Here is a 20,472-nt window from a genome sequence, read left to right as displayed (position 1 = left end):
CGTGTCGCTGAAGGAACGCGCCGGGGCACGGTTGCGCTCACTGGTGCATCCGCGTGCCCCCGAGACACTGCCGGTGCGCTTCCACCGGCGCCGGGTCTACGTCCTGCCGACGCGTTTCGGCCTGTTCTACGGCGTCCTGCTGCTGGCGATGCTGCTGGGCGCGCTCAACTACAACAACAACCCGGCCCTGCTGCTGGGCCTGCTGCTTGCCGGAGGCGGGCTGGCCAGCCTCATCGCGACCCAGCTGCAGCTCAACGGCCTGGAGGTGGCCGCGGTGGACGCCGAGCCGGTTCCCGCCGGGGACGACCTGGTGCTGCGGGTGTACGCCCGCGCCCATGACGGCCGCGAGCGGCGCGGACTGCGGGTTGCACCGGACGGCGATCCGTCGCGCTCGGCGCTGCTGGGCCTGGAGCACGGCGACGGCGAGGCGCGCCTGGCGATCCCGACCCGCCGGCGCGGCTGGCAGCCCGCCCCGCGGCTGAGGGTCTCGACCACGCGGCCGCTGGGCCTTGCACGGGCGTGGTCCCTGGCATGGCCGGCGGAACCGTTGCTGGTCTACCCGCGGCCGGAGCCGGACGGCCCACCGCTGCCAGGCGGCTCGGGCGATCGCGCGCAGCAGCGCCTGCAGGCGAGCGGCGACGACGTCCACCACCTGCGCAACTACCGGCCGGGCGACTCCCGCCGGACCATCGCGTGGAAGCCTTCCGCCCGGCGCGACACCCTGCTGGTGCGCGAATACGAACAGCCGGCGGGCGCCGACGTGGTCCTGGACTGGCAGGCGACCGGCCCGCTGCAGCGCGAGCTGCGCATCGCCCGCATGGCACGCTGGGTCGACGAGGCCGAGCGCGACGGCCGCCGTTACCGCCTGCTCCTGCCCGGGCACGCCCCGATCGGCCCGGACCGCGGTCCCCTCCACCGGCACGCCTGCCTGCGCGCCCTGGCGCTGATGCCCGATGTCTGATCCCGCCGACCGCCTCCGGCTCGACCCCGGCAGCCGCGCCTGGACGCTGGCCGCGGCCGGCGCCTGCCTGCTGCCGCTGCTGCTGCAACTGCCCGGCCTGCTGGGTGCGTTGACCGGCTTGGTGGCGGTCGGCGTCGCAGTGGTGTCCTGGCGTCGGACCATCCCGGGCGCGGCGCGGCTGCTGCTGGCGCTCGGGATGCTGGGCCTGGTGCTGGCGATGTCCGACTTCCGCATCGGCCGCGACACCGGCACCGCCGTGCTGGCGGCGATGCTGGCGATCAAGCCCGCGGAGACGTTCCGGCTGCGCGACGCACGCAGCCTGCTGGGCTTCGCGCTGTTCGCCCCGTTCGGCACCTTCCTGCTCGACCAGGGCCCGGTGAGCCTGGTGCTGGGCCTGGCGGGCGCCGTCCTGGTGCTCATGGCACTGCAGCGTCTGGCGGAGCTGGAGTCGGGGGAGCCGCTCGCGACCGGCGCGGGGCCGCGGCTGCGGCGGGTAGGCAAGCTGCTGGCGCTCGGGCTTCCCCTCGCGCTGGCCGCGTTCTGGCTGTTCCCCCGCCTGGCCTCCCCGCTGTGGGGCGTGCCGGAGCGGGCGATGGCCACCACCGGCCTGTCCGACGAGATGTCGCCCGGCGACTGGCTCGACCTGCTGGTCGACGACTCCCCGGCGTTGCGGGTCCGGTTCCAGGGCGCGGAGCCCGACCGCACGCAGATGTACTGGCGCGGCCCGGTGATGTGGCAGTTCGACGGCCGCACCTGGAGCCGTTCCGACTGGCTGGCGCGGGCCGCGCCGGCACCGGTCGAGCACGCCGGGCCGCGCTGGACCTACCAGGTCGAGGTCGAGCCTACCGAGCGCCGCCAGCTGGTCGCGCTCGACCTGCCCGTGGAGGCACCCGAGGGCGTGCGCATGGGCCGGGACCTGGAGCTGTTCACCCGGCGCCCGCTCAGCGCATTGACCCGGTGGACCATGACCTCGGCGCCACCGGCGCGATTCGACCACGAGCTCGCCCCGCAGCTGCGCCGGGCCGCGCTGGCATTGCCGGAGGGCTTCAACCCGCGCACCGTGGACCTGGCCCGGCAGTGGCGCGCGGAGGCCGGCGACGACGACGAAGCCATCGTCCAGCGCGCGCTCGACTGGATCACCGACGATTTCGCCTACAGCCTCAGCACCCCGCTTGCCGGCCGGCACGGCGTCGACGAGTTCCTGTTCGACCAGCAGGTGGGCTTCTGCGAGCACTACGCCGGCGCGTACACGGTGCTGATGCGTGCCGCGGGGATCCCGGCGCGGGTGGTCACCGGCTACGTCGGCGGCCACCGGAACGCATTCGGCGACTACTGGCTCGTGCGCCGCTCCGACGCCCACGCCTGGGTCGAGGTCTGGCTGGAGGGCGAAGGCTGGCGACGGGTGGACCCGACCGCCGCCGTCGCGCCGGAGCGGATCTACGACACGGTCGCCGACCGCCAGTCCGGCACCGGGATCGGCGGTGCGCTCGGCGGCGCGGGCGGCCTGTTCGACTTCGGGGACTGGCTGCGCATGGGCTGGAACGACCTGCTGCTCGGCTTCGACGCCGAACGCCAGGCCACCCTGCTGCGGCCGCTGGGCATCGAGCGCCTGGATTCCGTCCGCCTGGCGCTGTCCTTCGCGCTGGTGGCCCTGCTCGCCCTGCTGTGGATGGTCTGGCTCAGCCGGCGCGGCGAGCGCCAGCCCGACCCGGTGCTGCGGGCCTGGCACCGGCTCGATGCGCGCTACCGCCGGCTGGGCCTGGGGCGCGATCCGTCCGAGCCGGCACAGCAGTGGGCGCGCCGGGTGGACGAGGCGCTGGGTGGCGATCCGGGCCTGCTGGAACTCAGCCGGCGTTTCAGCAATTCGCGCTACGCTCCGGCACACACCCGGCAGCCCGGCACCCGCCAGCTTGCCCGCGACCTGCGCCGCCACCGGCCGCCCCGCCGCCGGCGCGGGTCCGACTCCGGAGACCCGACATGAAGATCCGACTGACCCTGCTCGCCCTCGCCCTCGCCGGCCTTGCCGGATGCGCGACCTACCCTGCCCCGCTGCAGGGCGGCTATACGGAGATGACCGCCCACCAGGCCTCCTCCGGCGACCACACCGGCCTGCCGGTGCGGTGGGGTGGCCGGATCATCGCGGTGGAGCCTGGCGAGAACCGCACCTGCTTCCAGATGCTGGGCATCCAGCTGGACGGCACCGGGCGGCCGGTGCGTTCCAGCGACCGTTACGACGGCCGCTTCCTGGCCTGCCGCGACGGGTTCTACGATCCGGCGATCTTCCAGGCCGGCCGCGAGGTCACCTTCACCGGCCGCATCGACGGCTACGAGGACCGCGAGATCGGCGAGTACGAGTACCGCCTGCCGCGGATGGCGGCCGACGTGGTCTACCTGTGGGGCATCCGCGAGCGCGTGGACGTGATCGAGCGGCCCGCGCCGTGGCCGTGGTGGGGCTGGTGGTAGGCGGGACTCAGCGCCCCTCGCCGAAGCCCCCCAGCGGCGCACCGGCCAGCAGGTGCAGGTGGATCTGGAACACGGTCTGCCCGCCGTTGTCGTTGCAGTTCATGACGATCCGGTAGCCGTCCCGCGCGAAGCCCTGCTCGCGGGCGTAGTTCGCCGCCGCCAGCGCAAGCCTGCCGATGATCGGGGCCTGTTCCGGCGTCAGGTCGTCGAGCGTGGGGACGCGCACCTTGGGCACGAACAGCACGTGCACCGGGGCCTGCGGTGCAATATCGCGGAAGGCGATCAGCTCGTCGTCCTCGTAGACGATGTCGGCCGGCAGCTCGCGCCGGATGATCCGGCCGAAGATCGTGTCGTCAGTCTCGCTCATGGCTTCCTCTCATTGGGCCGGTGCGCCGCTGCGGCGCTCAGGTGAGTTCGCTGCGGCTGGTGAACGCGTGGGACAGCGTGCCGCGGTCGACGTACTCCAGCTCGCCGCCCAGGGGCATGCCGTGGGCCGGCCGGCTGGGTCGCACGCCGTGGCGCCGGGCGAGCTGGCCCAGGTAATGTGCGGTCGCCTCCCCCTCCACCGTCGGGTTGGTGGCGATGATCAGCTCCGCCACCCCGCCGCCGGCCAGGCGCGCCTCCAGCCGCTCCAGCCCCAGTTCCGCCGGGCCAATCCCGTCCAGGGGGCTGAGCCGGCCCTGCAGCACGTAGTACAGGCCGCGGTAGCCGGTCGCCTGCTCGATCGCCAGCCGGTCGGCGGGCGTCTCGACCACGCACAGCAGCTGGGTGTCGCGCGAGGCGCTGGAACAGGTGGCGCACACCGGCTGCTCGCTGAAGTCCCGGCAGCGCTCGCAGTGGCCGATGCGCTCGACCGCCTCGGCCAGCACCCCCGCCAGCCGCTCCGCGCCGGCGCGGTCGCGCTCCAGCACGTGGTAGGCCATGCGCTGGGCCGACTTGGGCCCGACCCCGGGGAGGATGCGCAGCGCCTCGACCAGTTGCTGCAGCAGCGGCGAGCTCATCGGTGGTTCCTGCTCAGAACGGCATCTTGAAGCCCGGCGGCAGCTGCATGCCGGCGGCGGCCGAGCCCAGCTTCTCCTGCGAGGCGGCGTTGACCTTGTTGACCGCGTCGTTGATTGCCGCGGCCACCAGGTCCTCGGTCATCTCCGCGTCGGTAACCACGCTGGGATCGATCCGGACCTTGCGGCACTCCATGCGGCCGCTCAGGGTCACGCTGACCATGCCGCCGCCGGCGTTGCCGGTGACCTCGATGTTGGCCAGCTCTTCCTGCGCACGCTGCATGTTCTCCTGCATCTTCTGCGCCTGCTGCATGAGTTGGGCGATGTTTCCGCGCATGTCGTTCACTCGTGTCCTGGGGAGGGAAAGGGATGGTGGCACGCCGGGGCGTGCTCAAGGGCCGTCGTAGGGGCGGATCGAGTCCGGCACCACGGTCGCGCCGTGCTCGCGGATCAGCCGCTGCACCTCGGCGTCGGCCATGAACGCCGCCTCCGCCTCGGCCTGGCGGCGGGCCTTCTCCCGCTGCCGCCGGCGGTCCACCGACTCGGCCGGGCTGCTGGCCGCCTCGAAGCTGATCCGCGGCTCGCCGCCCAGCAGCGGGGCCAGGGCCGCGGCGATGCGCTCGACCAACGCCGGCTTGCACAGCAGCTCGTCCTCCGGGGCCAGCGCAAGGCGCAGGGTGCCCCCGGACAGCCCGAGGAAACCGGCGTGTTCGGCCAGCACCCGCGCCGGGCCCTTCAGTTCGCTGCGCAGCACCCACTGGTACCAGTCGTCGGCGCTGGCGAGCCGTGCCGGACCGCCGGACTGCGAATCCGGATCCCGTGCCGGCCTTTCGGGGGCAGGGTCGCGCGGAGCCGCGTCTTCGGGGAATGGGGTGGGCGGTGGCACCGCGTCTTCGGCCGGGAAATCGGGTTCCCGCCAGGGAACATCGTCGTCCCCGCCGCCGGCGTCACCGGCGTCGGGCTCCGCGGCTTCCGCGGCCTGGCTGTCGGCCGAGCCGGTGCGACCCGCCGGGTCGGGTTCAGGTTCCGGCTCGGCCTCCGCGCGCGGGCGCGGTCGGGCCACCGGCGTCTCCGGCGCGGCGACGTCCCCGGCGCTGGCGGGGCGGAAGGCCAGCATCCGCAGCAGGCTCATCTCGAACCCGGCGCGCGGGCTCGGGGCAAGCGGCAGGTCGCGCCGGCCCCCGATCGCCATCTGGTACCACAGCTGCACGACCTCGGCGGGGATGCGGCCCGCCAGTCCCTCGACGTCCACGCCTTCGACCGTCGCCGCGACCGCGGGCACCAGCTGGCGCACCTGGATCCGGTGCAGCGCCTCGGCCAGCGCGTCGAGCACGCCGCCCCAGTCCGGCGAGAACTCCGCCAGCGTGGCGACCTCGTCCAGCAGCGCGGCGCCATCCCCGTCGGCCAGTGCGGCGAGCAGCGCGCCCACCCGGGTGCGGTCCACGGTCCCGAGCATCGCCGCGACGGAAGCGTCGGTCAGCTGGCCGCCGGTGTAGGCGATCGCCTGGTCCAGCAGCGACAGCGCGTCGCGCAGGCTGCCGTCGGCGGCGCGGGCCACCTGGCGCACCGCGCCGGGCTCCACCGCGATCTCCTCGGCGGCGAGGATCTTTTCGATCTGGCCGCCGATCTGCGCCTCGTCCAGGCGCTTGAGGTTGAACTGCAGGCAGCGGCTGAGCACCGTGACCGGCAGCTTCTGCGGGTCGGTGGTGGCCAGCAGGAACTTCACGTGCCCCGGCGGCTCCTCCAGGGTCTTGAGCAGCGCGTTGAACGCCGCCTTGGACAGCATGTGCACCTCGTCGATCAGGTACACCTTCACCCGCCCGCGCGAGGGCGAGTACTGCGCGTTCTCGATCACCTCGCGCACGTCGTCGACGCCGGTGTTGGAGGCGGCGTCGATCTCCAGCAGGTCCATGAAGCGGCCGGCGTCGATGTCGCGGCACGCCGCGCACTCGCCGCAGGGCTCCGCCGACGTGCCCTGCTCGCAGTTGAGCGACTTGGCGAAAATCCGCGCGATCGTGGTCTTGCCCACCCCGCGGGTGCCGGTGAACAGGAAGGCGTGGTGGATGCGCCCGCTGTCCAGGGCATTGGTCAGCGCGCGCACCACGTGCTCCTGCCCGACCAGTTCGGCGAAGCGCCGGGGGCGCCACTTGCGGGCGAGGACGAGGTAGGACATCGATACCTTGCGTGGTGGGCGGGATCACGGTGCGGCGCGGCGGTCCGCGGCGCTGGCCGGCCATTGTGCCACGGGCCACGCCCGCGGCCGCCGCACTTGCCGGCGCACCGGCCGGGCGCTAGAATTCGCGGCCCCGTGCGCCCTGCGCCGTGGGGTCCGGAGAGGTGTCCGAGTGGTTGAAGGAGCACGCCTGGAAAGTGTGTAGGCGGCTAAACCCCGCCTCGGGGGTTCGAATCCCCCTCTCTCCGCCAGATCATCGGGGCCCCTGCACTGCAGGGGCCCTTTCTGTTTGCGCGCCCGCATCCTGCGCGCCCGGCGCGGCCAGGACCGACCGCGTGTTGACGCCCGCCTGCGCACGATGGCCCGCACGTCCATGCCGGGAGACCACGTGCACCACGCCGACAGCGTCATCTACCAGATCGATCCCGCCCTGTACCTGGACAGCAACGGCGACGGCTGGGGCGACCTGCCGGGCATCACCCGCCGCCTGGACTACATCCGCTCGCTGGGGGTGAGCACCGTCTGGCTGCTGCCGTTCTACAGGACTCCCTACCGGGACCACGGCTACGACGTGAGCGACCACCTCTCGGTCGATCCGCGCTTTGGCGACATCGCCGATTTCGTGGCCCTGATGGAGCGCGCCGAGCAGCTGGGCCTGCGCGTGCTGGTGGAACTGGTGGTCCAGCACACCTCCGACCAGCATCCGTGGTTCCAGGAGGCCCGGCGGGACCGGAACTCCCGGTACCGCGACTGGTTCATCTGGGCCGACGAGCCGGTGGACATGGGCGTGGAGCCGATGTTCCCGCCGGAACAGGACAGCGTCTGGACCTGGGACGAGGAAGCGGGCCAGTACTACCGCCACACCTTCTATCCGCACCAGCCCGACCTGGACCTGGCCAACCCGGAGGTCCGCAGGGAGGTGTACCGGATCATGGCCTTCTGGCTCCGCCTGGGCGTGGCCGGCTTCCGGGTCGACGCGGTACCGCACATGCTCGAGCGCAGCCGCGCGGCCAATCCGGAGCACGACGGGTTCTGGCTGCTGGACGACATGCACCGGTTCGCCTGGACCCGGTCCCCGGGCGCGATCCTCATGGGCGAGGCCGACGTGGAGGCCGAGCAGTACCCGCGCTACTTCGGCGGCGGCGGCCGCGCCGACCGGCTGACCCACCTGCTGGACTTCGCGATCAACAACAGGCTGTTCCTTTCGCTCGCCCGGCAGGAGGGGGCGCCGCTGGAGGAGGCGCTGACGTCCCACCAGCCCGGCGGCCCACGTACGAGGCAGGCGATGTGGCTCCGGAACCATGACGAACTCGACCTGGGCCAGCTCACCGGAGCGGAGCGCGGGGAGGTCATGCGGGCCTTCGCACCCGACGAGTCGATGCGGATCTACAACCGCGGCATCCGCCGCCGCCTTGCCCCCATGCTCGACGGCGACCCGGACCGGCTGGCGATGTCCTACGCGCTGCTGCTGTCGCTGCCGGGCACGCCGGTGCTGCGCTACGGCGACGAGATCGGCATGGGCGAGGACCTGTCGCTGGAGGAGCGCAACGCCCTTCGCACCCCGATGCAATGGGACGCGGGGCCGAACGGCGGCTTCTCCACCGCCGCGGCAGGCGACCTCGCCGCGCCCCTGGTCGCGGACGGGCGCTTCGGGTTCCAGCAAGTGAACGTGGAGGACCAGGCCTGGCGGCCCGGCTCGCTCCTCGACCGGATCCGCAGGATGATCCAGGTCCGGCTGGCGCTGCACGAGATCGCCGGAGACTGCCGCACTGCGCGCCACGACTGCCCGGGCGTGTTCGGGCTGCGCTACGACGGCGAGGACAGCTCGCTGCTCGCGCTCGTCAACCTCACGGGCGAGCCGCAGCAGGTACGCGTACGCGAGGACGACCTGCGCGGCGAGCTGGTCGACGTGCTGTTCGACGCTCCGTACCGGGGCTGCGATGCCGCCGCCCTCCGGCTCAACCCGTGGGGCTACCGCTGGCTGCGGCGCCGCCAACAGCCCGTTGACGCGACCTAGCCGCCGCGCCTGCTACACCGCCGCCATGGACACGAATGCCGTTGGACGCAGGCGCTGGGCGATCGCCGAAGGCTACATACCGGGCTGGAGCAATGGCCCGGAGCCGCAGATGGAGAGCCACGAGACCTGCTGCATCCTCAACGCCGGCGACGACACGGCGCACATCGGGATCACCGTGTACTTCGCCGACCGCGAGCCCGCCGGACCCTACCGGGTGGAGGTGCCGGCCCGGCGCACCTCCCACCTGCGGTTCAACGAGCTGCGCGACCCGGAGGAGATCCCGAAGGACACCCCGTTCGCCAGCATCATCGAGTCGGATGTGCCGGTCGTGGTCCAGCACACCCGGCTCGACTCGCGACAGGCCGAGAACGCGCTGATGACCACCATCGCGTTCGCCTGCGACTGACACGGGGTCCGGGCCCGGCGCGGTTCCTGAACGGGGGCTTGGGGGAGAGCGGCGGATTCCGTTCAGGATTGTTGACCGCGAGAGAATGATCATTCATTCTCTCGCGTCGGCGGCTCCCCGGGGGGCCGCATTTTCCTTTTCTGCAGCCCGAGTTTGCCTCCATGCCCAAGTCCCCACGCCGCCTCGTGCTCCTGCCACTGGCCCTGTCCATCATGCTCGCCGCCTGCGGTGGCGACGATGCAGCCCAGCAGCCGCCCCCGCCCGAGGTGACCGTGGTCACCCTTGCGCCGGAGACCACCACCCTCACCCGCGAGCTTCCCGGCCGGACCACGGCCTTCCGGATCGCCGAGGTGCGGCCGCAGGTGTCCGGGATCATCGAGCGCCGGCTGTTCACCGAGGGCTCCATGGTCCGCGAGGGCGAGCCGCTGTACCAGCTCGACGACGCGACCTACCAGGCCGCGCTGGCCAGCGCCCAGGCCCAGCTCGCCCGCGCCGAGGCGACCGTGGAGGCGGCCCGGCTGCGCGCGGCGCGCACCACCGAGCTGGCCCGCATCGATGCGGTGAGCCGGCAGGACGAGGAGAACGCCACCGCCGCGCTGCGCCAGGCCGAGGCCGACGTGAAGGCCGCCCGCGCCGCGGTCCAGAGCGCGCAGGTCAACGTGGGCTTCGCCCGCATCACCGCGCCGATCAGCGGCCGGATCGGCCGTTCCTCGGTCACCCAGGGCGCACTGGTCACGGCCAACCAGCCGCAGCCGCTGGCCACCATCCAGCAGCTGGACCCGATCTACGTCGACCTGACGCAGTCCGCCAGCGAGCTGCTCGAACTGCGCAAGGCGGTCGCCGCCGGCACCATGGAGCGGGCGGAAATGCCCGTCACCATCCTCCTCGAGGACGGGACCGAGTTCCCGCACCAGGGCACCCTCGCGTTCTCGGAGGTCAGCGTCGACCCATCCACCGGCAGCTTCGCGGTGCGCGTGGTGGTCGACAACCCCGAGCAGATCCTGATGCCCGGCATGTACGTCAACGCCATCGTCGGTACCGGCGTCCGCCAGGGCGCGATCCTGGTGCCGCAGCAGGGCATCGCGCGCGATCCGAAGGGCAACACCAGCGCCATGGTCGTCAACGACGAGGGCCTGGTCGAGGTGCGCCCGGTCCGCGTCAGCCGCACGGTCGGCGACAAGTGGCTGGTCGAGGAAGGCCTGTCCGCAGGTGACCGGGTGATCGTCGAGGGGCTGCAGAAGATCCAGCCCGGCATCCCGGTGCAGGTGGCCGAAGGTGGTGGCGCCACCGCCGCCGGCGCGGGACAGGCCCCGGCCGGCGACGCCGCCGGGCCCGCCTCCGCCGACACCCCCGCCGACGCCTCCACGGCACCCTCCGGCGACGCCGCCGAGCCGTCCGACCAGCAGTAAGGGATCCCCATGGCACGCTTCTTCATCGATCGACCCGTCTTCGCATGGGTCATCGCGATCATCATCATGCTGGCGGGCGCGCTGTCGATCCTCGGCCTCCCGGTATCGATGTACCCCACCGTCGCCCCGCCCTCGGTCGAGATCCGCGCCGTCTACCCGGGCGCCTCGGCCAAGGTGCTCGAGGACTCGGTCACCCAGGTCATCGAGCAGAACATGACCGGCCTGGACGGGCTGATGTACTTTTCGTCCAACAGCTCGGCCAGCGGCTTCGCGACCATCTCGCTGACCTTCGAGCCGGGCACCGACCCGGACATCGCCCAGGTCCAGGTGCAGAACAAGTTGCAGCTGGCCATGCCGCTGCTTCCGCAGGAAGTGCAGCGCCAGGGCGTAAACGTCAGCAAGTCCGCCAGCGGCTTCCTGCAGGTCATCGGCTTCGTGTCCGAAGACGGCTCGATGGACCGCGAGGACATCTCCGACTACGTCACCGCCAACATCGTCGACCCGCTCAGCCGCGTCGAGGGCGTGGGCAACATCCAGGTGTTCGGCGGCCAGTACGCGATGCGCATCTGGCTCGACCCGAACAAGCTCGACACCTTCCGTCTGTCGGTGCCCGAGGTGGTCTCCGCGATCCAGGCGCAGAACGCGCAGGTCGCGATCGGCCAGCTCGGCGGCGCACCCGCGATCGAAGGCCAGCAGCTCAACGCGACCATCAATGCCCAGGACCGCCTGCAGACGCCGGAGCAGTTCCGCAACGTGGTGGTGCGCGCCAACCCGGATGGCTCCCTGCTGCGCCTGGGCGACATCGCCCGCGTCGAGCTGGGGAGCGAGAGCTACGACTTCATCACCCGCTACAACGGCCAGCCCGCCACCGGCGTGGCGATCTCGATGTCGACCGGCGCCAACGCGCTGGCCACCGCCGAGCGCGTGGCCGAGACCATGGCCGGCCTGGAGCCGTACTTCCCCCAAGGCCTGACCGCGGTGCTGCCGTTCGACACCACGCCGTTCGTCCGCATCTCGATCAAGGGCGTGATCATGACCCTGATCGAGGCGATCGTCCTCGTGTTCCTGGTCATGTACCTGTTCCTGCAGAACTTCCGCGCCACCCTGATCCCGACGATCGCGGTGCCGGTGGTGCTGCTGGGCACCTTCGGCGTGCTCGCCGCGCTGGGCATGTCGGTGAACATGCTGACCATGTTCGCCATGGTGCTGGCGATCGGCCTGCTGGTCGACGACGCCATCGTCGTGGTCGAGAACGTCGAGCGCATCATGAGCGAGGAAGGCCTGTCGCCGCTGGAGGCCACCCGCAAGTCGATGGACCAGATCACCGGCGCGCTGATCGGCATCGGCGTGGTGCTGTCGGCCGTCTTCGTGCCGATGGCCTTCATGACCGGCTCCACGGGCATCATCTACCGGCAGTTCTCCTTCACCATCGTCGCCGCCATGACCCTGTCGGTGATCGTGGCGATCGTGCTGACCCCGGCGCTGTGCGCGACCATGCTCAAGCCGGTGAAGAAGGGCGAGCACGTGGGCAGCAGCCGCGGCTTCTTCGGCTGGTTCAACCGCAAGTTCGACTCCACCAGCGCGCGCTACCGCCGTGGCGTCCGCGGCATCCTGGCCCGTCCCGGCCGCTTCATGCTGATCTTCGCCGCGCTGACGGGCGTGATGGTGCTGGCCTTCATGCGCACGCCCAGCTCGTTCCTGCCCGACGAGGACCAGGGCGTGCTGATGGCGATGGTGCAGACCCCGGTCGGCGCCACCCAGGAGCGCACCATGGAGTCGATCCGTGCGCTGGAGAACCACTTCCTGGAGAACGAGTCCGAGTACGTCGAGTCGGTGCTCAGCGTGCAGGGCTTCAGCTTCGCCGGCATGGGCCAGAACGCGGGCATGGCCTTCGTCAAGCTCACCGACTGGGACGAGCGCACCGACGAGGAGTCGGCGGCCTCTTCCATCGCCCAGCGCGGCATGGCGGCGCTGAGCCAGGTCAAGGACGCCTTCATCTTCGTCATGGCCCCGCCGGCGATGCCGGAGCTTGGCATCGCGTCCGGCTACTCGTTCTTCCTGCAGGACAACGGCGGGCTCGGCCACGAGGCCCTGCTCGACGCCCGCAACCAGCTGCTGGGCATGGCCGCGCAGAGCGAGCTGCTGGCGAACGTGCGCCCCAATGGGCAGGAGGACACCCCGCAGTTCCGGGTCAACGTGGACGTCGAGCGCGCCGCCGCGCTGGGCCTGTCGATGGACGCGATCAACACCACCCTGGCCACGGCCTGGGGCGGCCGCTACATCGACGACTTCATCGACCGCGGCCGCGTCAAGCGGGTGTACGTCCAGGCCGACGCGCCGTTCCGGATGAGCCCGGAGGACTTCAACCTGTGGTCGGTCAAGAACGCCCAGGGCGAGATGGTCCCCTTCAGCGCCTTCGCCACCACCAGCTGGGACTACGGCTCCCCGCGCCTGGAGCGCTACAACGGCGTGCCGGCGATGGAGATCCAGGGCGAGGCGGCGCCGGGCGTCGCGTCGGGCGACGCGATGGAGGAGATCGAGCGCCTCGTTGCCCAGCTGCCCACCGGCATCGGCATGGAGTGGACCGCGATGTCCTACCAGGAGCGCCAGGCCGGTTCGCAGACGCCGATGCTCTACACGCTGTCGCTGCTGGTGGTGTTCCTGTGCCTGGCGGCGCTGTACGAGAGCTGGTCGATCCCGACCTCGGTGCTGCTGGTCGCCCCGCTGGGCATCCTCGGCGCGGTGCTGTTCACCACCTTCCGCGGCTACGAGCGCGACGTGTACTTCCAGGTCGCGATGCTCACCACGGTGGGCCTGACCAGCAAGAACGCGATCCTGATCGTCGAGTTCGCCAAGGCCAACCTGCAGTCCGGCATGAGCCTGATCGGCAGCATCATGCAGGCCGTCCGCGACCGCCTGCGCCCGATCATCATGACCTCGCTGGCCTTCGGCCTGGGCGTGCTGCCGCTGGCGATCGCCTCCGGTGCCGGCTCCGGCGCCCAGCGCGCGATCGGCACCGGCGTGCTCGGCGGCATGATCGTCGGCACCTTCCTGGGCGTGTTCTTCATCCCGCTGTTCTTCCTGGTGGTCGAACGCATCTTCAACCCCGAGCTGCGGAAAGAACCGCTGATCGAAGGGGAGGTGGAAACCCGTGAATAAGCAACTGATCACCGCACTGGCGCTGACCACCAGCGTGTTCGTCTCCGGCTGCGCAATGCTCGAACCACGCGTGCCGCAGGCCGACCCGTCGATCCCGGCCGAGTGGCCGCTCCCGCCGGTCACCTCGGCCGGGGCGGACGCCCACCCGCCGGAGGCCGGGCCGGAAGGGCTGCAGGTCGCCGACATCGGCTGGCGCGACTTCTTCGCCGACCCGCGGCTGGAGGAGCTCATCGGCCAGGCGCTGGACAACAACCGCGACCTGCGCATCGCCATCCTCAACGTCGAGCGGGCACGCGCCCAGTACCGCATCCAGCGTGCCGACCGGCTGCCGTCGCTCGGCGCCAACGCGACCCTGGAACGCACCGGCGGCGATGCCCCGGTGCAGGACCTGTACACCGCGGGCGTGGGCCTGGCGGCGTTCGAGCTGGACCTGTTCGGCCGCGTGCGCAACCTCAGCCAGGCGGCGCTGCAGCAGTTCCTGGCGACGGAGGAAAGCCGCCGTGCCGCCCAGCTGACCCTGATCGCCGAGGTCGCCAATGCCTGGCTCACCCTGGCCGCCGACCGCGAGCTGCTGGAAATCGCCGAGCAGACCCTGCGCAACTACGAGGAGTGGTTCCGCCTGACCGAGCAGCGCCACGAGCTCGGGGCGGTGTCCGGGCTGGAGCTCAACCAGGCCCGCACCCTGGTGGAGACCGCCAGGGCGGACGTGGCCCGCTACGCCGGCCAGGTCGCGCGCGACGAGAACGCGCTCAACCTGCTGGTCGGCCAGCCTGTCGACCCCGCGCTGCTGCCCGAGCGGTTCCTGCCGCAGGTCAGCGGGCTTGGGCCGCTGCCGGCTGGGGTTCCGGCCGAAGTCCTGCTGCGCCGTCCCGACGTGATGGCCGCCGAGCACCGCCTGCTGTCGGCCAACGCCAACATCGGCGCGGCGCGCGCGGCGTTCTTCCCGTCGATCAGCCTCACCGGCATGGTCGGTTCGGCCAGCACGGAGCTGTCGGACCTGTTCGAGGGCGGGACCGGCTTCTGGAGCTTCTCCCCGCAGATCAACATTCCGATCTTCCAGGGCGGGCGCCTGCGTGCGGCCCTGGGCGTGGCGCAGGCCGACCGCGACATCGCGCTGGCCGACTACGAGCGGTCGATCCAGGCCGGCTTCCGCGAGGTGGCCGACGCGCTGGCGCTCAGCTCCACGCTTGCCCGCCAGCGCGACGCGCTCAAGGACCTGGTGGAGGCCTCGGGCAACACGCTGGAGCTGTCGCAGGCGCGCTACGACGCCGGGCTGGTGAGCTACCTGGAGCTGCTCGACGCGCAGCGCACCCACTACCAGGCGGAGCAGTCGCTGGTGCAGGTGCAACTTGCCGAGCAGGCCAACCGGGTGACCCTCTACCGGGTGCTGGGCGGCGGCTGGATCGAGCGCGCACCGTGAACACGAACGACCCGGGCTGCCGCGCCAGGGAACGTGCCGAGGCGCAGCGCGACCGCATCCTGGATGCGGCGCGCCAGTGCTTCACCGAGCACGGCTTCCATGCGGCCACCATCGCCAACATCGCCGAGACCGCGCAGGTCAGCGCGGGCCTGATCTACCGCTACTTCGAGAACAAGAACGCGATCGTGCTGGCGATCATCGACCGCCAGCTGCGCCAGGCGCGGCGCGACATCGCCGCGCTGCAGACGGGGATGGACGCCGGCGACCTGGTGCCGCGTCTGGCCCGGCTGTGGCAGAAGAACGAGCCGGGTGACCTCGACCCGGTGCTGTTCCTGGAGATGAGCGCGGAAGCGAGCCGCAACACGGAGATCGCCGAGGCGTTGAGACAGGCGGACCGGATCAGCGCCGACGACTTCCGGGGCTGGCTGGAGGGCGTTGCCCACTCGCAGGGCGCCCGTCCCTCGCCGGCCGAGCTGCGGGTCCGCGGCATCGCGATGCGCTCGCTGATCGCCGGGCTTGCCGTGTACATCGTGCGCGACCCGGGAACGGACCCGGACGACCTGCGGGCAGCGCTCGAGAAGGTGGTCCCGGCGCTGCTCAGGTTCGACCCGGCCGAATGAGTATGCGATGATTGCGTGCTACCCGGCGGCCTGCCGCCGGGTGTCCATGGTGGCCCCGTTGGCCCCTCGCGACGCTAGGTCGAAAACCCCGCCAGGGCCGGAAGGCAGCAACGGTATCGACTGACGCGGGCGCCGAGGCAAGTCGGCGGGGCCACCGCCATTTCCAGGCGGTGGACTTGCCGGTCCCGGCGGCACCGGGTACAACCATCCCGTCTCCAGGGGGAATGCAATGGGCCTTTTGAAGCGACTGTTCGGCGGGAAGCCGGACACGGACACCGCGCGCACGGCAACGCCGGACGCTGGGCAGGATGCGGGGCGGACCATCCGCTACGACCCGGGCCTGGTGGATGGACTGAAGGACGACCACCAGGAGCTGGTGGCGATGTACACGGCACTGGGCGAACGCGTCGCGGCCGGTGATTTCCATGGGGTCGACGCGGCCCTGCAGGAGTTCAAGATCCGCCTCGAGGCCCACCTGCTGACCGAGAACGTGCGCTTCTATGTGTACGTCGAGCAGTCGATGGCGGAAGACGAGGTCAACTACGAGCTCATCCGCGGCTTCCGCAAGGAGATGAACTCGATCGCGCGGGCGGTCGTGGAGTTCGTCCGCCGCTACCGCCAGCAGCCGGTCGGGCCGGCGACGCAGGCGCAGTTCATCCGCGAGCACGGCGAGGTCGGGCGCCTTCTGGCCCAGCGCATCGCCCGCGAGGAATCCGAGCTCTACGTCCTCTACCAGCCGTGACCGCGGCGGCGCGGGATCAGTCCCGCGCCCGCAGCGCGCGATCGGGCGGCAGTTCCACCCGCTCCCCGGGCCGGCCCACGCGATAACCGCGCTGCTCCAGCACCCGCCCATCCTCCGCGCTCGCGTAGTGGTAGAACAGGCAGCGCTGCAGCAGCGACGGTGGATATTCCCGTTCCAGGTCGTCGATGCCGCTGTGCGACGGGTTGCCCTGCAGCCCGCAGTCGTGGGCGACCAGCTCGCCCTGCCCCGCCATCACCTCCAGCACCTCGGGGATCGGGCGGGTATCGCCCGTCCACACCAGGCTGCCGGGCAGGCGCAGGCCGAACGAGGTGTCCGGCCAGTGATGGCGCACCGGGAACGTCTCGAGCCTGACCCCGCCGTGCCAGAACGCCTCGCCCACCGGCACCAGCTGGAACGCGTCCCAAAAGTTCACCCCGCCCTCGGCGAGCACGTTGGGGTAGTCGGCCACGCGCCTGTGCAGCAGCGCGACCACCGGCGCCGGCACGTACAGCCTGACCCGCCCGCGACGCAACGGGTCGAACCACGACTTCACGAACAGCCGCTCGAAGCCGGCGACGTGGTCCAGGTGGGTGTGGGTGACGAACAGGGCTTCGGGCGCCGCGCCGTAGTGCTCCAGGCAGGCGGTCAGCCCCTCGCCGCCGCAGTCGATGGTCAGCCAGGGCCGGCCGTTGCGCTCGATCGTGGCCATGGCCGAGCCGAGTTCCACGGCGTTGGCGTTGCCGACGCCATGCAGTTGCAGGTGCCAGCGGTCGGCCGGATGGTCCATCAGCAGCCCCGCTCCCATGCCCCGTCGTAGGCGCGGCGCAGGCGCGCGTAGTCGGCAAGCACCTGTTCCGTGCTGCGCTCGCCGCGCAGCTTGAGCAGCGAACGGCGCAGCCGTTGGAGGTTGCGCTCGCGCCAGCGGGTGTCGGGGATGCGCAGGCGGCCCCGGTCCAGGTCGATCACCCAGCCCCGCCCGCGCTGGTCGAACATCAGGTTGTGGGCGTTGAGGTCGGCATGGTCGAGGCCGGCGCGGTGGGCCCGCGCCACCAGCCGCCCCGCCTCTTCCCACGGGGCGCCGTCGCCGGCGACGTGCATGCGGTCGGCCAGCGTGCGCACCCCCGGCAGCCGCTCGACCAGGATCGCGCCGCGGTAGGTGGCGCCCTCGCGCACGTAGCAGGCGGCGACCGGCCGCGGCACCGGAAGCCCGCGCTCGATCACCGCGCGGGCGAGGCGGAACTCGGCGAAGCTGCGGGTGCGCATGGCGCCGTTCCACAGGTAGCGGTCGCGGCTGATCCGCGCCGCCATCCCGCCGCGCAGGTAGCGCCGCAGCACCAGCTGGCCGAAGGGTGCGTCGATGAACCAGGCGCCGCCGCGGCCACCGCTCTCGACCGGCCGCGCGCGCTCTTCCCACCACGACGGCCGGAACCATTCGGGCTCGGCTTGTCGTACCCGCGTGGTGTCGAACAGAATCGCACCGTAGCCACGATCCTCACGGAACGGCGTCAATCCCTCGGTGGCGTCGTAGCCGGTCATATCCGCCGGAGTCTAACAATTACAAACGTCCGCGCACCTGCGTCGCTCTGCCTGCTCCGGCTGTCCGCCCTGGGCGACGTCACCCACGTCGTGCCGCTGGTGCGCACGCTGCAGTCGGGCTGGCCGGGCCTGCCGCTCACCTGGCTGATCGGCCGTGGCGAGCACCGCCTGCTCGAGGGGCTGGAGGGCGTGCGCTTCGTCGAGTACGACAAGAAGAGCGGGCTGCGCGGCATGCGCGCGGTCGGTTCGGCATTGCGCCGGGAGCACGGGCGGTTCGATGTCCTCCTCCAGATGCAGGTCGCGGCGCGCGCCAACCTGCTGTCGGCCTTCGTACCGGCCCGTACCCGCGTGGGCTACGACCGGTCGCGCTCCAAGGACGGCCACGGGCTCTTCATCAATACGCGCATCCCGGACCGTCCCGGCATCCACGTGCTCGATGCGATCGGCAGCTTCTGCGAGCCGCTGGGGCTGCGCCAGGACAGCGTGCGCTGGGACCTGCCGGTCCCCGCCGAAGCCCACGAGTGGGCCAGGGCCCAGTGGGAGGACGATGGCCGCGCGGTCCTGATGATCTCGCCGTGCTCCAGCCACGTACTGCGCAACTGGCCGGCCGAACGCTTCGCCGCCCTGGCCAGCCACGCGCTGCGCCAGGGTTGGAGGGTCGTGCTGTGCGGCGGCCGCAGCGAACTGGAGCGAAACACGGCGGACGCCATCGTCGCCAGTGTCGAGGGCCCCGTGCTGGACCTGGTGGGCAAGGACACGCTCAAGCAGCTCCCGGCGCTGCTGGCCCGCGCCAGCCTGCTGGCCACCCCGGATTCCGGGCCGATGCACATCGCCAACGCCATGGGGACGAAGGTGCTGGGCCTGCACGCGGCGACCAACCCGGCGCGCAGCGGTCCGTACTCGGACCGGCGCTACTGCGTGGACCGCTACGACGATGCCGCGCGGCGGTACCTGGGCAAGCCGGCGGCCGAGCTGCGCTGGGGCACCCGGATCGAGCGCGAAGGCGTCATGGACCTGGTCACGGCCGAGGACGCGATCGCGGCGTTCGAACGCTACCGGTCGGACTTCCCGGCGGCCGCGGGCGCGCCCGCCCCGCCCCGGTAGTCCCGGTACGACTTCTCCTCGACGAAGGCCGAGCCCAGCGCCAGGTTGATCTGCTTCTTGATCCGCGCCCGCTCGTCGTTCTGGAAGTACACGCTGCGCGCCAGCTGTACGAAGGCCTCGTCGAATTCCCCGGCCTTCTCCTTCAGCCGCACCTCGTCCTCGATCTCCCACAGACGCTCGTTGACGGCCTTGAGCTCGGCCCGAAGCCGTGCAACGTCGGTCCCGGCCGCCGGGTGCGCCATCCAGCTCTTCTCCAGCGCGGACAGCTCCCTGCGCACGTTGGCCAGCTTGGCGGCATCGGTCATGCGCTCGGACTTGATCTGCAGGATCGAGATCTTGTCGAGCAGCTCGCCGAAGGATACGGGGACCAGGATTTCGGACATCGCGGGGGCCGGTTGCGGGCGGGAGCCCAGTGTAGCGGCTGCCCGGGGACGTGGCCGAGGCCCGGCGCCGCTTGTCGCGCCCCTTCCTGGCCCGTATCATTACGCGCCCGCCGCGGCATGCGCGGCGCGGCCCACCGGAGAGGTGGCAGAGTGGTTGAATGTACCTGACTCGAAATCAGGCAGGCGTTTATAGCGCCTCGGGGGTTCGAATCCCCCCCTCTCCGCCAGATTCGCGAGCAACCGACGATCCCGGCCCGGCGCCGGGATCGTCGGTTTTGCCGCTTGTGCGCTGGCCCCCCGGCCCCGATCATTCCGTTCATGTTGCCAACCCGCCCGCTGCCGCGACGGTCCATGCTGCCCGCACATGATTGAATTCGGACACCTGACCCACGTCGGCCTGCGGCGCGAACTCAACGAGGACAGCTATTACGGCGACGGGGAACTCGGCCTGTGGCTGGTCGCCGACGGCATGGGCGGCCACGACTACGGCGAGGTCGCCAGTGCCCTGGCACGCGAGGCCATCGTGCGCGAGGTGCGCGCCGGAACCCCGCTGCCGCAGGCGGTGCGCCTGGCCGACGAGGAGATCATCCGCGCCTCGCGCACCCGCCACGACGCGCTGCCGATGGGCACCACGGTGGTCGCCGCGCGCGTGTCCGGGCGGCGGTTCGAGGTGGCCTGGGTGGGCGACAGCCGCATCTACCTGTGGCGAGACGGCAAGCTCGCGCAGCTGTCGCAGGACCACAGCTACGTGCAGGAACTGGTGGCCAGTGGCGCCATCACCCATGAGCAGGCCCGCAGCCACCCGCAGCGGAACGTGGTCACCCAGGCACTGGGCGTGACCGACCCGCGCGAGCTGAACGTGGAGACCATGACCGGCGAGCTGCGCCCTGGCATGCAGCTGCTGCTGTGCAGCGACGGACTCACCGAGGAGGTCGGCGATGCCGAGATCGCACGCGTGCTGGGCCTGGGCGACTGCAGCGCGCAGGAGTGCGTCGACACCCTGGTGGCGGCGGCGCTGGATGCCGGCGGCTCGGACAACATCACCGTGGTGCTGGTCCGCAACCACTGACCGGGCCGGCCA

General features: G+C 71.6%; 19 protein-coding genes, 2 tRNA genes and 1 other RNA gene. 15 read left to right on the top strand and 7 right to left on the bottom strand.

The window, feature by feature from the left end:
- Position 1 precedes the first annotated feature (1 nt).
- Genes G545_RS0110395 through G545_RS0110385 form a run of 3 tightly spaced genes read left to right on the top strand, consistent with a single transcriptional unit; the run spans position 2 to position 3,424 of the window.
- A complete protein-coding gene (locus tag G545_RS0110395) occupies positions 2-961 on the top strand; it encodes a DUF58 domain-containing protein (RefSeq protein WP_052347317.1) in 960 nt (319 codons plus the stop codon).
- A complete protein-coding gene (locus tag G545_RS0110390) occupies positions 954-2,942 on the top strand; it encodes a transglutaminase family protein (RefSeq protein WP_027070320.1) in 1,989 nt (662 codons plus the stop codon). Before G545_RS0110395 ends, G545_RS0110390 begins: the two co-directional genes overlap by 8 nt.
- On the top strand, positions 2,939-3,424 hold the full coding sequence (locus G545_RS0110385) for a Slp family lipoprotein (RefSeq protein WP_027070319.1): 486 nt from the start codon (positions 2,939-2,941) through the stop codon (positions 3,422-3,424). The genes G545_RS0110390 and G545_RS0110385 overlap by 4 nt, the downstream gene beginning before the upstream one ends.
- 7 nt (positions 3,425-3,431) lie before the next feature.
- Here the strand turns inward: G545_RS0110385 and G545_RS0110380 are convergent, their stop codons facing one another.
- From G545_RS0110380 to dnaX, 4 genes are read right to left on the bottom strand one after another with little or no spacing between them, the layout of a single operon-like run.
- Complete coding sequence (locus G545_RS0110380) at positions 3,432-3,791, bottom strand: histidine triad nucleotide-binding protein (protein ID WP_027070318.1); 360 nt, start codon at positions 3,789-3,791, stop codon at positions 3,432-3,434.
- Positions 3,792-3,828: 37 nt separating this feature from the next.
- A complete protein-coding gene (gene recR, locus G545_RS0110375) occupies positions 3,829-4,425 on the bottom strand; it encodes a recombination mediator RecR (protein ID WP_027070317.1) in 597 nt (198 codons plus the stop codon).
- Positions 4,426-4,438: 13 nt separating this feature from the next.
- Complete coding sequence (locus G545_RS0110370; protein ID WP_027070316.1) at positions 4,439-4,759, bottom strand: YbaB/EbfC family nucleoid-associated protein; 321 nt, start codon at positions 4,757-4,759, stop codon at positions 4,439-4,441.
- A 54-nt stretch (positions 4,760-4,813) separates the two neighbouring features.
- Entirely contained in the window at positions 4,814-6,595 is a 1,782-nt protein-coding gene (gene dnaX, locus G545_RS0110365; RefSeq protein ID WP_027070315.1) for a DNA polymerase III subunit gamma/tau, read from the bottom strand.
- A gap of 158 nt (positions 6,596-6,753) precedes the next feature.
- Here dnaX and G545_RS0110360 point away from each other — a divergent pair.
- The 9 genes from G545_RS0110360 (at position 6,754) to G545_RS14430 (ending at position 16,368) form a co-directional block, all read left to right on the top strand.
- Positions 6,754-6,846 (top strand) — tRNA-Ser (locus G545_RS0110360).
- Positions 6,847-6,968: 122 nt separating this feature from the next.
- The gene (locus G545_RS0110355) at positions 6,969-8,612 is read left to right on the top strand and encodes an alpha-amylase family protein (RefSeq protein ID WP_027070314.1); all 1,644 of its coding nucleotides are present in this window, start codon (positions 6,969-6,971) and stop codon (positions 8,610-8,612) included.
- Between the two features lie 25 nt (positions 8,613-8,637).
- The gene (locus G545_RS0110350) at positions 8,638-9,018 is read left to right on the top strand and encodes a sensory rhodopsin transducer (RefSeq protein ID WP_027070313.1); all 381 of its coding nucleotides are present in this window, start codon (positions 8,638-8,640) and stop codon (positions 9,016-9,018) included.
- A gap of 161 nt (positions 9,019-9,179) precedes the next feature.
- Positions 9,180-10,427 (top strand): efflux RND transporter periplasmic adaptor subunit, encoded by a 1,248-nt coding sequence (locus G545_RS0110345; RefSeq protein ID WP_027070312.1) that lies wholly within the window; start codon positions 9,180-9,182, stop codon positions 10,425-10,427.
- A 9-nt stretch (positions 10,428-10,436) separates the two neighbouring features.
- Positions 10,437-13,586: an efflux RND transporter permease subunit gene (locus G545_RS0110340; RefSeq protein ID WP_027070311.1), complete on the top strand. Its 3,150-nt coding sequence runs from the start codon at positions 10,437-10,439 to the stop codon at positions 13,584-13,586.
- Positions 13,579-15,006, top strand: coding sequence for an efflux transporter outer membrane subunit (locus G545_RS0110335; RefSeq protein ID WP_081677846.1), 1,428 nt, complete (start codon positions 13,579-13,581; stop codon positions 15,004-15,006). Before G545_RS0110340 ends, G545_RS0110335 begins: the two co-directional genes overlap by 8 nt.
- Positions 15,003-15,626: a TetR/AcrR family transcriptional regulator gene (locus G545_RS15060; RefSeq protein WP_052106798.1), complete on the top strand. Its 624-nt coding sequence runs from the start codon at positions 15,003-15,005 to the stop codon at positions 15,624-15,626. Before G545_RS0110335 ends, G545_RS15060 begins: the two co-directional genes overlap by 4 nt.
- A gap of 55 nt (positions 15,627-15,681) precedes the next feature.
- Positions 15,682-15,778: signal recognition particle sRNA small type (gene ffs / locus G545_RS15405), an RNA gene on the top strand.
- 77 nt (positions 15,779-15,855) lie between these two features.
- Positions 15,856-16,368 (top strand): hemerythrin domain-containing protein, encoded by a 513-nt coding sequence (locus G545_RS14430; protein WP_052106797.1) that lies wholly within the window; start codon positions 15,856-15,858, stop codon positions 16,366-16,368.
- Between the two features lie 16 nt (positions 16,369-16,384).
- Here G545_RS14430 and G545_RS0110320 read toward each other — a convergent pair whose 3' ends face one another.
- Together G545_RS0110320 and G545_RS0110315 are read right to left on the bottom strand one after the other, a co-directional pair.
- Complete coding sequence (locus G545_RS0110320; RefSeq protein WP_027070309.1) at positions 16,385-17,155, bottom strand: MBL fold metallo-hydrolase; 771 nt, start codon at positions 17,153-17,155, stop codon at positions 16,385-16,387.
- Positions 17,155-17,904: a 3-deoxy-D-manno-octulosonic acid kinase gene (locus G545_RS0110315; protein ID WP_027070308.1), complete on the bottom strand. Its 750-nt coding sequence runs from the start codon at positions 17,902-17,904 to the stop codon at positions 17,155-17,157. The genes G545_RS0110320 and G545_RS0110315 overlap by 1 nt, the downstream gene beginning before the upstream one ends.
- Before the next feature lie 18 nt (positions 17,905-17,922).
- On the opposite strand from G545_RS0110315, the gene G545_RS0110310 reads away from it, so the two are divergent.
- Positions 17,923-19,008, top strand: a complete 1,086-nt coding sequence (locus G545_RS0110310) for a glycosyltransferase family 9 protein (RefSeq protein WP_036138363.1) — start codon at positions 17,923-17,925, stop codon at positions 19,006-19,008.
- Here G545_RS0110310 and G545_RS0110305 read toward each other — a convergent pair.
- A complete protein-coding gene (locus G545_RS0110305) occupies positions 18,957-19,391 on the bottom strand; it encodes a DUF6165 family protein (protein WP_027070306.1) in 435 nt (144 codons plus the stop codon). The genes G545_RS0110310 and G545_RS0110305 overlap by 52 nt on opposite strands.
- Positions 19,392-19,527: 136 nt before the next feature.
- On the opposite strand from G545_RS0110305, the gene G545_RS0110300 reads away from it, so the two are divergent.
- Positions 19,528-19,618: transfer RNA gene (locus G545_RS0110300), tRNA-Ser, on the top strand.
- Between the two features lie 137 nt (positions 19,619-19,755).
- On the top strand, positions 19,756-20,460 hold the full coding sequence (locus G545_RS0110295; protein WP_027070305.1) for a PP2C family protein-serine/threonine phosphatase: 705 nt from the start codon (positions 19,756-19,758) through the stop codon (positions 20,458-20,460).
- The last annotated feature ends 12 nt before the right edge of the window (positions 20,461-20,472 follow it).

It is taken from the genome of Lysobacter defluvii IMMIB APB-9 = DSM 18482 (assembly GCF_000423325.1).
Classification (GTDB): Bacteria; Pseudomonadota; Gammaproteobacteria; order Xanthomonadales; family Xanthomonadaceae; genus Novilysobacter; species Novilysobacter defluvii.
This window is presented reverse-complemented; position numbering and strand designations above follow the sequence as displayed.

Bases quoted from the DNA above. Each gene is read 5' to 3' on its own strand.
- G545_RS0110390 (WP_027070320.1), top strand. From the start codon at position 954: ATGTCTGATCCCGCCGACCGCCTCCGGCTCGACCCCGGCAGCCGCGCC.
- G545_RS0110385 (WP_027070319.1), top strand. From the start codon at position 2,939: ATGAAGATCCGACTGACCCTGCTCGCCCTCGCCCTCGCCGGCCTTGCC.
- G545_RS0110380 (WP_027070318.1), bottom strand. From the start codon at position 3,791: ATGAGCGAGACTGACGACACGATCTTCGGCCGGATCATCCGGCGCGAG.
- recR (WP_027070317.1), bottom strand. From the start codon at position 4,425: ATGAGCTCGCCGCTGCTGCAGCAACTGGTCGAGGCGCTGCGCATCCTC.
- G545_RS0110370 (WP_027070316.1), bottom strand. From the start codon at position 4,759: ATGCGCGGAAACATCGCCCAACTCATGCAGCAGGCGCAGAAGATGCAG.
- dnaX (WP_027070315.1), bottom strand. From the start codon at position 6,595: ATGTCCTACCTCGTCCTCGCCCGCAAGTGGCGCCCCCGGCGCTTCGCC.
- G545_RS0110355 (WP_027070314.1), top strand. From the start codon at position 6,969: ATGCCGGGAGACCACGTGCACCACGCCGACAGCGTCATCTACCAGATC.
- G545_RS0110350 (WP_027070313.1), top strand. From the start codon at position 8,638: ATGGACACGAATGCCGTTGGACGCAGGCGCTGGGCGATCGCCGAAGGC.
- G545_RS0110345 (WP_027070312.1), top strand. From the start codon at position 9,180: ATGCCCAAGTCCCCACGCCGCCTCGTGCTCCTGCCACTGGCCCTGTCC.
- G545_RS0110340 (WP_027070311.1), top strand. From the start codon at position 10,437: ATGGCACGCTTCTTCATCGATCGACCCGTCTTCGCATGGGTCATCGCG.
- G545_RS14430 (WP_052106797.1), top strand. From the start codon at position 15,856: ATGGGCCTTTTGAAGCGACTGTTCGGCGGGAAGCCGGACACGGACACC.
- G545_RS0110320 (WP_027070309.1), bottom strand. From the start codon at position 17,155: ATGGACCATCCGGCCGACCGCTGGCACCTGCAACTGCATGGCGTCGGC.
- G545_RS0110315 (WP_027070308.1), bottom strand. From the start codon at position 17,904: ATGACCGGCTACGACGCCACCGAGGGATTGACGCCGTTCCGTGAGGAT.
- G545_RS0110305 (WP_027070306.1), bottom strand. From the start codon at position 19,391: ATGTCCGAAATCCTGGTCCCCGTATCCTTCGGCGAGCTGCTCGACAAG.
- G545_RS0110295 (WP_027070305.1), top strand. From the start codon at position 19,756: ATGATTGAATTCGGACACCTGACCCACGTCGGCCTGCGGCGCGAACTC.